Source organism: Nocardia sp. NPDC004573 (assembly GCF_053602135.1).
Genome location: NZ_JBSGDA010000020.1, coordinates 130,527 through 141,897, shown reverse-complemented (window position 1 = coordinate 141,897; position 11,371 = coordinate 130,527). Strand labels below are relative to the sequence as shown.

The following is an 11,371-nucleotide window of genomic DNA, read 5'->3' as shown; positions in this document are numbered from 1 at the left end:
TACCAGGATCAGTTGTCCGGCACGATGACCGGTCTGACCAACGTGACCCAGCAGTTGCGCGACAACGCCTACGGCCTCACCGAGGTCGCCGACCTGGCGCCGATGGTCATGCAGAACGTCGACAACATCATCAACCGCGAGCACGGGTATGTCCGGCTGCACGCGGTGATCGGCACCGCGCTGTCCGGTGAGATCGTCAGCCTGTTCTGCGAGCGCATCCAGATGAAGGCCGACGGCTGCCGCACCGGAAACATGCAGGACTTCGGACCCGACTACGGGCTCACCGCCGCACTGCTCGGACTGACGAAATGACGTACCGAATGACGATCAAGGCACGCAGGGCGCTGGTCGCCTTCGCCGCGGTGGCCGGCGTGGCGGTGACCTCCGGCTGCGGGCTCACCGTGGAGAAGCTGCCGCTGCCGAAACCAGGCCAGGGCGGGGAGACCTACACGATCCACGCGGTCTTCGAGAACGCGCTGAATCTGCCCGACCAGGCGAAGGTGAAGATCGGCGGCTCGGATGTCGGCGTGGTCACCGACATCAAGACCAAGAACTTCCAGGCCATCGTTGACCTGACCATTCGCAAGGACATCGAGTTGCCCAAGGGCAGCACGGCGGAACTACGGCAGGCCACTCCGCTGGGTGACGTCTTCGTCGCGGTGTCCAAGCCGAAGGCCGAGCCCGGCGCGCAGATGCTGCACGACGGTGACACGCTCACCATCGACAGCACCTCCGCGGGCGCGACCGTCGAGCAGTTGCTCATCTCGGTCTCCATGCTGTTCAACGGCGGCGGCATCGCCAGCCTCTCCAAACTCGGCGCCGAACTGGACTCCATCGTCGGCGGCCGCGGCGAGCAACTGGCCCACCTGATCACCGAGATGACAGGCGTGGTCGGCAGTCTGAACGCCAACTCCGCTCGGGTCGACAGTGTGCTCGGTGAATTCAGCACGCTGGCCGACACCATCGAGGGGCGGCGGTCGGAGCTCGGCGAAGTGGCCGACACGCTGCCGCAGATGATCGGCGCCATCGCCGAGAACAACCGGGCACTCGGCGACCTGCTCAGCAAGTTGTCCATTTCCAGCGCCGCGCTGGGCGATTACGCGAACACCTCGACCGAGAATCTGAACGGGCTGCTGGAGAACACCCGCCAGCTGATGGACGCGATCGCCAAGACCGGTGACGGTTTCGGTGTCCTGCTGGATCGGCTGCGGGTGATCCGGCCGAAGGTCGACGCGACCTTCCGCGGCAGCAGCTTCGCGGTGTACGCGACCGCGACCAATCTGGACATCAGCGCGCTCACGGATCCGGAACACGGCAAGCTCCAGGATCTCAACGACCTGCAGGACTTCGCGGGCAGCCTGATCCAGGTGCTGCAACTGGTCCAGAGTCGAGTAGGGGGCGGACACCGATGACCTCCGCGCGCAAACTGTTCGGAAGCAAGATCTTCCTGTCGAACGTGGGCCTGGTGCTCGTGCTGCTGGTCGGCGCCGCGTACTTGATGATCAACGTCATGCGGGTGAACCCGCTGCGATCCGACTACACCGTCACGGTGGATCTGGACCGTTCCGGCGGTCTGCAGCCCGGCAACGACGTGACGCTGCGCGGCTGGCGCATCGGCAAGGTGACCTCGATCGAACTGACCGACCGCGGCCAGGCCATCGCCGCCACCGCGCAGATCGAGTCGAAGTACAAGATCCCGGTGGACACCCAGATCGCGGTCCAGGCGCTGTCCGGCGCGGGTGAGCAGTACATCGACTTCCGGCCGAACGCCGAGCAGGGGCCATATCTGGCCAATGGCGCGGTGATCAAGTTCGATCCGGACAAGATTCACACGCCTACCCCGGTGTGGTCGGTTCTGGACAACTCCAGCGCCCTGATCGCGCAGATCAATCCGGATCACTTCCAGGTCATCCTCAACGAACTGGACATCGCGCTCAGCGGTGGCCCGGATCAGTTGCGCGGCCTGGTCAACGGCATCAGCTTGGCGACGGCGGGACTGGATTCGCTGCTGCCGCAGACCACGAATCTGATCACCAATCTGCGGACCATCGCCAGTACGACATCCAACGCGCAGCCGGATCTGGCCACGCTGACCCGTAACTCCGGAGTGCTGTTCGAGCAGTTCAACAACGCGAACGCGGAACTGCAGCGGGTGCTCGAGCAGGCGCCGGGGCAGCTCACCAGCCTCGGCGCGGTGGTGGACCGCACGGCCGATCCGATCACCAGCCTGGCGACCAACTTCCAGGCGATCACGAAGGCGGCGCAGCTGCGGCTGCCTGCGCTGCGCGCGCTGTTCCCCTCGCTCGCGCTCGGCGGCGAAGCGCTCGGCGTCCCGGCGCACGACGGCGAGTTCCACGCGATGATCGACATCTGGCCGCGGCCGTTCTGCACCTACAACACTCCGAAGATCCGCAACGAGGTCGTGCAGGACGGCACGATCCCGAAGTGGAATTACTGTGAGAACCCGCCGCCGGGTCAGCAGATCCGCGGCGCCGCCAACGCGCCGCGGCCGGACGTGCCCAACAACGGCGCGCACATGCCGCCGGGCGTGGATCCGAACGAACGGACCCTGCCTCCGGTGCGGTGAGTCGTACCCGGCCCGGCGGTCATCCCGTCGGCCGGGCATACTCGCCGGTGGAACGCGTGAGGCCCGCTGTCGCGGGCCGCTCAAGCCAATCGGTGCGCACCGATGCGCGCCGGGAAAGTGCAGGTTTTATCGATGTCTACCGACGACGCCGAGACCGACAAGGACGCCGAGACCACGGCCGCCGCCTCCGACAAGGACACCGACGCGGTGACCGCGAAGTCGGGGGACGCCGCCGGCGCGGCGAAGCCCGAGCTGTCCGAGGCGGAGAAGGCAGACAAGGCAGAGACCGGCGCGAAGCCGGCCGCCAAGAAGATCGCGCCCAAGACGGCGACGCCCGCACCGTCCGGCAAGTCCACCTCGCTTCCGCTGGTGGCCGCGTTCGCGGCCGGTGTGCTCGCGGTCGCGGCGATCACCGCGGTGGTGGTGTTCTTCTTGCAGGGTTCCGATCGCGGCGACAAGCTCGACGCGATTCGTGACTCGACCGATGCCGCGTGCACATTCGGCAAGGACGTGTCGGTCTACGACTACTCGAAGAACCTCGACGACTACTTCACCAAGGTGAAGGCCGGATCGACGGGCGAGTTCCTCAAGGAGTTCGACGACGCCACCAAGGCGCTGAAAGACGCCATGGTGCAGGCACAGGTCAAGTCCTGGGTCGATGACGTGCAGTGCGGATACCAAGCCGGTGACAAGACCTCGGCCAAGGTGCTGGTCACCCTCACGCAGTATCGGACCAACTTCACCCAGACCAACCCCGAGCGACAGTTCGTGGTGGTGATCGCCCAGCTGCAGAAGTCCGGCGACAAGTGGCTGGTCGAGAAGCTCGATTCGCCGATGCTGAAGGGCGCGGGCACCGGCCTGCCGGGCGCTCCCGCGCCGGGCGGCGCTCCGGCTCCGCAGCAGGCACCGTCTGGTCCGCCCGCACCGCAGCCGGGCAACTAGCCGAGCGCCTCCGGCGGTGGGCCGAGCCACCACCGCCGGAGGTCATTCGGGCAGCCTGCGACGATTCGCCCGGCGAATCAGAACAGCGTCAAAGTCTGTGGCGCCGACGGCGCGGCCGCCTTCCCCGCGGCCTTGCTCTTCGGCGCTTCCGGCGCCGTCGGCGTTTCCTCCACAGTCACCGCGAGCATCTCCACGGTGTTCGCCTCGGCGACAGCCGCGGTGACCGCGGCCTGCCGAGCCGCTTCTCCAGCCAGTGCGTCGGCCTGCTCGTTGAAGTAGTTGCCGACATGTCCGCGTACCCAACGGAAGCGGACCGGGCCCGGCCTGCTCGCGATGGCCCGATCGATCTGCCGGACGAGTTCGACGTTCTTCACCGCGCCGCCGGTGGACGTGCGCCAGCCGTTGAGCCGCCACCCCGACACCCATTCCGAGGCGCATTTGATCGCGTACAGCGAATCGCTCTCGATGAGCAGCGGTTCGGACCCGGGGTGGGCGACGATGGCCTCCAGCACCGCGCGCAACTCCGCGACCTGGTTGGTGCCGGACGCGGCTCCCCCGCTGGCGGAGGAGCCCTGATGATTGACCCAAGCCCAGCCGATGGCGCCGCCGGGATTGCGGAGGCAGGATCCGTCGGTGCTCACGATGATCATGGCTGGCACCCTACGCAATCCGACCGACAAGATCGGTACCGTGGAATTCCTCTATCTCCCTCCGTAACCGCGACTCGGTCCGCCGCAGCGCCGATCTGACCGCGGCGTCCACCAGACCTGCGCTCGAGCGCCCGACCGGGCCCCGGGGCGGACTGTACTCCGCCTCGGAGGTCAGGACCGAGCGTCCGTAACCGAGCGGGTCGAAGCGCAGCCGCAGCGTGCCGGAGACGCGCCCGCGCAGCGTGTATCCGATGACCGCGTTGGGGCGGTATTCGGTGATCTCGCAGGTCGACGTCGGCTGCCAGAGCGCGAGTCGGGTGGTGATGGCGAAGACCGCGCCGAGTCCGCGGTCCTGTTCGCCGGTCGGGACGAAGTCCGCGATGCCGAACATCCAATCCGGTACGAACAGATGGTTGTCCGTGTAATGGAAAGCGACCTCGACGGGCGCTCCGACGTCACTCGCGTACTTGATGTGGCCCATAGGCCCTCCCTGTCCCACGACTGGCGTTAAAAGTACTACAGCTCTCCTCTTTATTCGAGGGCTCTGGGCGATTTGGTCGACCCAATTCGCAAGATTGCGACCGACCGGTTGCTTGGGAGACCGGTGTTCAGAGCTGGTCGACGATGTGCTCCGCGATCGGCATGGCCGAGGTCGCCGCGGGTGACGGCGCGTTGAGCAGGTGAACCGAGCGATCCGTGCGTTCGATCATGAAGTCGTGCACCAATGTTCCGTCCCGCAAGACCGCCTGCGCGCGTATGCCCGCCTCCCGGGGCAGCAGATCGGCGAGGGTCAGTTCCGGACAGTAGCGGCGGCACTGCGCCAGATATCCGCGTTTGAACAGCGAGTTGCGCAGTTCGCGCAGGCCGGTGCGCACGTTCGCCTTGGCGACGCGGTGAAATCCGGGGTACCCGAGTACTTCTCGCGCGTCGGTCAGATCGACGCTGCCTTTGCGATAGCCCTCCCTGGCCAGTCCGAGCACCGCGTTCGGCCCTACGGTCAGCGATCCGTCGATCATGGGACTCAAATGCACTCCGAGAAAAGGCAATTCCGGATCGGGGATCGGATAGATCAGTGTGCGCACCAGCCCGTTGCGCTCCGGCGGCAGTTGGTAGTACTCGCCGCGGAAGGGGACGATGCGGAAGTCGGTGCGCAGTCCGGCTGCCCGGGCCAGCCGATCGGCTTGCAGCCCCGCGCAGACCACCAGGCGGCGAGCCGTCCACGAGCCGGTCGGCCCCGCGGCGGTCACCGCGTCCGTGGTCTCGGTGAGCGTGGCCACTTCGGCGCCCAACACGAATTCACCACCCGCGCCGCGTACTTCCTCGGCGAGCGCTTCGGTCACCCGAGTGAAGTCGATGATGCCGGTGCCCGGGACGTAGAGGGCGCCGACGCCGGTGACGCGCGGTTCGCGCCGCGTGAGTTCCGCGGCGTCGATCAGTTCGACGGCCACGCCGTTGGTGATCGAACGTTCGTGCAGTGCGAGCATTCGCTCGTACTCGGCGTCGTCGGTGGCGACCAGCAACTTTCCGCAGACCCGGTACGGAATATCGTGTACCGCCGCGAAATCCGAGGTCCACCGGGCGCCACGGCGGCACAGCGTGGCTTTCAGACTGTCCGGCGGATAGTAGATGCCGGAGTGGATGACTCCGCTGTTGTGCCCGGTCTGATGGGCGGCCAGACGCTGGGCTTTCTCCAGCAGCACGAGGCTCGCCCCGGGATTACGCGCCAGGATCCGGTGCGCGGTGGCCACCCCGACGATGCCGCCGCCGATGACGCAGAAGTCGTAGGCGCTCATGCCGAGCAGAGTAGGCGGTCGGTCACACCGCCGCGGAACTCGTCTCGTCCTGTGGGGTCGCGGACGTATGTCCGGTGGTCGCCTGCCCGGTGGGTGCGGGCCTGGAGTGGCGATCGAGGCGCAGGTCGCGCTCGCCCGATTCCGGATCGGAAAGCGCGAGCCGCACTTCACCGTTGCGGGTATCCAGGTCGGTGCGCATCGTGGTCACGCCGGACGTGCCGGGCTTCTCGCGCGCCGCACGCTACGACGTACATGGCGGCAATGTTTCCGTGGTCACACGGACGGGTAAATACTCGGGTAGCTGGCGAGCGCCATTCTCGACTGCCATCTAGAGACACCCGGCCAACGGCGTCCGGCCGTCGACATGAACACGGCGCACCCAAGTGTGGCGCTCGCCCGCTCCCGAATCGCCATCGATCGGGTCGGGTGTGGGGCGGGTCAGGCGAACTGGCCCGCTGTCCGTCCTTTGCCTGTCGGACCCGCGAAAGCCTGTGCGAAAGTGAGCCATTCCGCGGCATCGTCGCCGTGCGCGCGGATCGCCAGGTCGTCCGGATGGCGGCGCTGGGTCACCAGCAGGCAGAAGTCGAGTGCCGGGCCGGTCACCCGCTGGTCGGCGTCCTCGGGGCCCCACGCCCAGATCGTGCGATCCGGCGCGGTCAGTTCCACCCGGAATTCCGCCGCGGGCGGGGTCTTTCCGTGCACGGTGTAGGCGAAATCCCTGGTGCGCACGCCGATATGAGCCACGGTGCGCAGCCGCGCCGTGGGAGTGCGGTGCACGCCTAGGGCATCGGCAACGTCCTGCCCGTGTGCCCAGGTCTCCATGGTGCGGGCGGTGATCATCGACGCGGGGCTCATCGGCGGACCGAACCACGGCAATTTGACGCCCGGAGGCGTCGCGCGCAGCGCCGCGACCAGTCCCGCGCGTCCACGCCGCCAGCGATCGAGCAGCTCGGCAGGCGGTTCGGTGGCGGCTTTCTCGGCGGCCTCGTCGACGAAAGTCAGCGCGCGCGGCCCGGCTTCGGCCAGCAACTGCTGGAATCGGGCGGCATCCGCGGTGGCGATCGTCGCGATTTCGTCGGTCCAAGCCAGATGGCCGATCTGATGGGCGATGGTCCATCCGGGGGCGGGGGTGGTGCGCGCCCACTCCGCGGGCGCCAACGGGGCGACGAGTCGTTCCAGGTCCGCGCATTCGTCGGCGAAGTCGCCGAGTAACGCCTCTAGGTCAGCCATCAGTTCCCCTGCCGGTTCCGGGCACACCGCTTCGTGTGCCGCCGTGGTCCAGCATCGCAGCGAGCTCAAAAAAAGGCAAGCATGCTTGTTTTATCTTGCGCCGAGCGCCCGCTACCAGCCGAAGATCATCAGGTGGGCGCCTCCCACGACCAAGCCGAGGACCGCGCCGTGCAGATACAGCAGCCAGGCGTCCTGTTCGACGGACGCGTAGAACATCTCCATGAACTCCCCCGGCGTGAGCTGCCGCAACTTGCGCGCCGCGAAATCATCGATGGCCTTGGCCTGTGCCAGGGTGAACTCCTCGTCTTCGACCAGGGTGGGGGCCAGCCCGACCGCGGCCCCCGCCGCGCCCACCGTCAGGTTGTCGAATTGGCGGCGGCCCAGTGCGGCCCGCACCAGTGAGGTCGTGGGCCCGAGCTGGCGATGGATCTCCTCGGCGATCAAGCGCTCCAGCAACTGCCTGGTCTTGTCCCCGTTCGGGCCCTCGAGCAGCTCCTTGGACAAGTTCGGCAGCGTGAGCACCTGGTAGGCCAGGATGTGCGCCAGATCGGTGGCCGCCTGCGGCTGCCGTTTCGCCAGCAGCGCCTGCTTCCACAGATATTTGTACCGCGGCTGCGGATCGCCCGGCTCGAACACCATCTTCACCGCGATGACGTTCACGATCACACCGATCGCGGCCGAGGCGAGCAGGACGATGACCCAGCCCGGAACCAAGCCCAGCACCGGAATGTGCTGGTGCACGTGCAGATAGAGGGCCAGCAGCACGCCGAAGGGCGCGCCCAGCAAGCCGATGCGCACCATGAAGCGCAGCTCGGGCGCCGCGATGGTGGTGGTGAGGTCCTCGAGGATGGCCGGGTTGTCCTGCAGGTAGCGGATCACGAATCCCTTGATGCCGATCAGCTGGTCGACGTTGTCGCCGAGCGAAGCGAACGCGCGGCGCGACAAGGCGGGCAGTTCGCGATCCACCCGCTGGTAGATCAACTGCTTGGCGGCGCGCGGCACCGTGCGCCACAGGTCGGGGTTCTCCCGGTACATCAGTTCGTCCACCAGCGGGCGCACCTGCTCGCGCGCGAGGACCGCGATGTAGTCGGCGATGCCGTCGAGATCGAGTTCGTGGATGAAGTCCTTGGGACTGCCGATCCGCATCAGGGCTTTGTCCACGCAGATGCTGGCCATCTTCTCCGCGCGCGCCGGGATGAAGCCCTGGAAGCCGAGGCGGCGCCCGTCGCCGGAGAAGGTCGGCAGCACTTGGACGCGACGCGGGAAATAGGGATAGAGCACGTGCAGGCCGGGAATCCGGATGCCGCGAAAGATGACCGGCCAGAACAGCATGAGCACGCCGGTCCAGTTGGTCAGCCAGCCCGCCAGTGCGCTGAAGATCGGGAACGTGATCAAGGCGACCACGAACTCGGATTGCCCGGTCAAACATTCCCAGTCGATGAACACGCCGGCGGCGAGCGACGACATCGATGGGACTCCTCAAGCCGATCCGGCGGTACCGCCGGTATGAGATATCAAGGTCCCCACGTTCTCATTGCCTTGGACGGGGTGTCAACGCTCGGCGGATCTTCGCCGTGAGCGAACGGACCGGTCGGGGTGGAACAAAGATGGGCAGGCCGGGGTTGAGTAGGCATCGCTCAACTTTTGGAAGGGTCGAAGACGTGACTACACCACAGAACCTGCCGGTGCTGTTCCTGACCGATCCGATCGTGCTGCCGGGCATGGTCGTGCCCATCGAACTGGACGAATCCGCGCAGGCCGCGATCGACGCCGCGCGCGCCGCCAAGACCGACGCCGTGCTGCTCGCGCCGCGGCTGACCGAGGGCTACGCCACCTACGGTGTGGTCGCCACCATCGAACAGGTCGGCCGGATGCGCGGCGGAGCCCCCGCGGCCGTCCTCAAGGCCGAACGGCGCGCCAAGATCGGGCACGGCGTCACCGGGCCGGGCGCCGCGCTGTGGGTCGAGGCCGAACCGGTCGAGAGCCCCACTCCCGACGGCCGCACGAAGGAACTGGCCGCCGAATACAAGAAGCTGGTCGTCTCGGTGCTGCAACGCCGCGAGGCCTGGCAGATCATCGACGCGGTCAACCAGCTGACCGATCCGTCGGCCATCGCCGACACCGCGGGCTACGCCCCGTACCTGACTTCGGACCAGAAGCGGGAACTGCTCGAGACCCCTGAGGTGGCCGAGCGGCTGATCACCCTGATCGAGTGGACCAAAGCGCACATCGCCGAGGCCGAGATCAGCGAGAAGATCAGCGAAGACGTGCGCGAGGGCATGGAGAAGAGCCAGCGCGAATTCCTGCTCCGCCAGCAGCTCAACGCCATCCGCAAGGAACTCGGCGAGGACGAGCCGGACGGCGCCGACGACTACCGCACCCGCGTCGAACAGGCCGACCTGCCCGACCCGGTGCGCGAGGCCGCGTTGCGCGAAGTCGGCAGGCTGGAGCGAGCCAGCGATCAAAGCCCGGAATCCGGATGGATCCGGACCTGGCTGGACACTGTGCTCGAGCTGCCGTGGACGGTGAAGACCACCGACAGCGCCGACGTCTCGGCCGCCCGCGCGGTGCTCGACGCCGATCACCACGGCTTGGAAGAGGTCAAGGACCGCATGGTCGAGTACCTGGCCGTCCGCGCCCGCCGGGCCGCTCGCGGTCTGGAGGTCGTCGGCGGACGCGGGTCCGGCGCGGTGCTCGTGCTGGTCGGCCCGCCCGGCGTCGGCAAGACCTCGCTGGGTGAGTCCGTGGCGCGCGCACTGGGCCGCGAATTCGTCCGCGTCGCCCTGGGCGGCGTGCGCGACGAGGCCGAGATCCGCGGGCACCGCCGTACCTACGTCGGCGCGCTGCCCGGCCGTATCGTGCGAGCCATGAAGGAAGCCGGCTCGATGAACCCGGTCGTCCTGCTGGACGAGATCGACAAGGTCGGTTCGGACTTCCGCGGCGACCCGGCGGCCGCCCTGCTCGAGGTGCTGGACCCGGCGCAGAATCACACCTTCCGCGACCACTACCTCGATCTGGACCTCGACCTGTCCGACGTGCTGTTCATCGCGACGGCGAACGTCATGGACACCATCCCCGGCCCGCTGCTGGACCGGATGGAGCTGATCACCGTCGACGGCTACACCGAGGACGACAAGGTGGCCATCGCGCGCGACTTCCTGGTGCCGCGGCAGTTGGAGCGCAACGCGCTGACCGCCGAGGAGGTGACGATCAGCGAGGAAGCGCTGCGCGAGATCGCCGCCAACTACACCAGGGAGGCCGGCGTCCGGCAGATGGAGCGGCTGATCGCCAAGGCGCTGCGCAAGGCGGCCACCCGGCTGTCCGAGCGCGAAAGCGGCCCCGCGGCATCGGGTTACGACCCCGAGCTGGGCTACGAGGTCGACACCGACACCCTGACGATCGGTCTGGACGACTTGAAGGACTACCTGGGTCGTCCGCGCTTCACCCCCGATTCGGTGGAACGCACGGCCGTCCCGGGCGTGGCCACCGGTCTCGCGGTGACCGGCGCGGGTGGCGACGTCCTCTACATCGAGGCGAACGCCGCCGAGGGCGAACGGTCGCTGACTCTCACCGGTCAGCTCGGCGACGTCATGAAGGAGTCCGCGCAGATCGCGCTGACCTACGTGCGTTCGCACCTGGAGGAGATCGGCATCGAGCCGTCGGTGCTAGACCGCAACATCCACATCCACTTCCCGGCAGGCGCGGTGCCGAAGGACGGGCCGTCCGCGGGCGTCACGATGGTCACCGCCCTGGTGTCGCTCGCGCTGGGACGCCAGGTGCGGTCGGATGTCGGCATGACCGGTGAGGTCACGCTGAACGGCCGGGTGCTGCCGATCGGCGGGGTGAAGCAGAAGCTGCTCGCCGCCCAGCGGGCCGGACTGAAGACGGTGTTCATCCCGGCGCGCAACGAGCCGGATCTGGACGACGTCCCGGCGGAGGTGCTGGCCGCGCTGGATGTCCGGCCCGTCGCCGACGTGGCCGACATCCTGGCCTACGCCATCGAGCCGGTCGCCGAACCCGCGTTGGGCCCGGCCTTCGCGGCGACCGCCTGACCTGGGCTGCAACGGCCGGGCACGGCAACTCCGTGCCCGGCCGTTCGCATGCCGGCGAGCGCGCGGACGCACGCCGACCGGCCGTGGTCGGGCCGCGCGGGCGGTTCGTCCTCCCGG

10 protein-coding genes and 1 pseudogene are annotated in these 11,371 nt (G+C 67.8%); 5 read left to right on the top strand and 6 right to left on the bottom strand.

The annotated features are described in order from the left end of the window. From ACWEKR_RS26650 to ACWEKR_RS26635, 4 genes and pseudogenes are all read left to right on the top strand, one after another. Positions 1–312 (top strand): annotated as a pseudogene (locus ACWEKR_RS26650) (mammalian cell entry protein); the annotation flags it as partial. An 8-nt stretch (positions 313–320) separates the two neighbouring features. After that, a complete protein-coding gene (locus ACWEKR_RS26645) occupies positions 321–1,412 on the top strand; it encodes an MCE family protein (RefSeq protein ID WP_452356791.1) in 1,092 nt (363 codons plus the stop codon). Next, positions 1,409–2,587, top strand: coding sequence for an MlaD family protein (locus ACWEKR_RS26640; protein WP_452356790.1), 1,179 nt, complete (start codon positions 1,409–1,411; stop codon positions 2,585–2,587). Before ACWEKR_RS26645 ends, ACWEKR_RS26640 begins: the two co-directional genes overlap by 4 nt. Before the next feature lie 132 nt (positions 2,588–2,719). Then, positions 2,720–3,529 (top strand): hypothetical protein, encoded by an 810-nt coding sequence (locus ACWEKR_RS26635; RefSeq protein WP_452356789.1) that lies wholly within the window; start codon positions 2,720–2,722, stop codon positions 3,527–3,529. Between the two features lie 77 nt (positions 3,530–3,606). Here the strand turns inward: ACWEKR_RS26635 and ACWEKR_RS26630 are convergent, their stop codons facing one another. The 6 genes from ACWEKR_RS26630 to ACWEKR_RS26605 form a co-directional block, all read right to left on the bottom strand. Beyond that, on the bottom strand, positions 3,607–4,179 hold the full coding sequence (locus ACWEKR_RS26630; protein ID WP_452356788.1) for a ribonuclease H family protein: 573 nt from the start codon (positions 4,177–4,179) through the stop codon (positions 3,607–3,609). A 10-nt stretch (positions 4,180–4,189) separates the two neighbouring features. Further along, entirely contained in the window at positions 4,190–4,660 is a 471-nt protein-coding gene (locus tag ACWEKR_RS26625; protein ID WP_452356787.1) for an SRPBCC family protein, read from the bottom strand. 127 nt (positions 4,661–4,787) lie between these two features. Beyond that, complete coding sequence (gene lhgO, locus ACWEKR_RS26620) at positions 4,788–5,972, bottom strand: L-2-hydroxyglutarate oxidase (RefSeq protein WP_452356786.1); 1,185 nt, start codon at positions 5,970–5,972, stop codon at positions 4,788–4,790. A gap of 22 nt (positions 5,973–5,994) precedes the next feature. Next, positions 5,995–6,171 (bottom strand): hypothetical protein, encoded by a 177-nt coding sequence (locus ACWEKR_RS26615; RefSeq protein ID WP_452356785.1) that lies wholly within the window; start codon positions 6,169–6,171, stop codon positions 5,995–5,997. Positions 6,172–6,410: 239 nt separating this feature from the next. Further along, complete coding sequence (locus ACWEKR_RS26610) at positions 6,411–7,202, bottom strand: TIGR03084 family metal-binding protein (protein ID WP_452356784.1); 792 nt, start codon at positions 7,200–7,202, stop codon at positions 6,411–6,413. Positions 7,203–7,313: 111 nt separating this feature from the next. Next, complete coding sequence (locus ACWEKR_RS26605; RefSeq protein WP_452356783.1) at positions 7,314–8,669, bottom strand: hypothetical protein; 1,356 nt, start codon at positions 8,667–8,669, stop codon at positions 7,314–7,316. Between the two features lie 254 nt (positions 8,670–8,923). Between ACWEKR_RS26605 and lon the strand changes: the two genes are divergently transcribed. Beyond that, positions 8,924–11,254: an endopeptidase La gene (gene lon, locus ACWEKR_RS26600; protein WP_452356799.1), complete on the top strand. Its 2,331-nt coding sequence runs from the start codon at positions 8,924–8,926 to the stop codon at positions 11,252–11,254. Positions 11,255–11,371 lie beyond the last annotated feature (117 nt).

Bases quoted from the DNA above. Each gene is read 5' to 3' on its own strand.
- ACWEKR_RS26645 (WP_452356791.1), top strand. From the start codon at position 321: ATGACGATCAAGGCACGCAGGGCGCTGGTCGCCTTCGCCGCGGTGGCC.
- ACWEKR_RS26640 (WP_452356790.1), top strand. From the start codon at position 1,409: ATGACCTCCGCGCGCAAACTGTTCGGAAGCAAGATCTTCCTGTCGAAC.
- ACWEKR_RS26635 (WP_452356789.1), top strand. From the start codon at position 2,720: ATGTCTACCGACGACGCCGAGACCGACAAGGACGCCGAGACCACGGCC.
- ACWEKR_RS26630 (WP_452356788.1), bottom strand. From the start codon at position 4,179: ATGATCATCGTGAGCACCGACGGATCCTGCCTCCGCAATCCCGGCGGC.
- ACWEKR_RS26625 (WP_452356787.1), bottom strand. From the start codon at position 4,660: ATGGGCCACATCAAGTACGCGAGTGACGTCGGAGCGCCCGTCGAGGTC.
- lhgO (WP_452356786.1), bottom strand. From the start codon at position 5,972: ATGAGCGCCTACGACTTCTGCGTCATCGGCGGCGGCATCGTCGGGGTG.
- ACWEKR_RS26615 (WP_452356785.1), bottom strand. From the start codon at position 6,171: ATGCGCACCGACCTGGATACCCGCAACGGTGAAGTGCGGCTCGCGCTT.
- ACWEKR_RS26610 (WP_452356784.1), bottom strand. From the start codon at position 7,202: ATGGCTGACCTAGAGGCGTTACTCGGCGACTTCGCCGACGAATGCGCG.
- ACWEKR_RS26605 (WP_452356783.1), bottom strand. From the start codon at position 8,669: ATGTCGTCGCTCGCCGCCGGCGTGTTCATCGACTGGGAATGTTTGACC.
- lon (WP_452356799.1), top strand. From the start codon at position 8,924: ATGGTCGTGCCCATCGAACTGGACGAATCCGCGCAGGCCGCGATCGAC.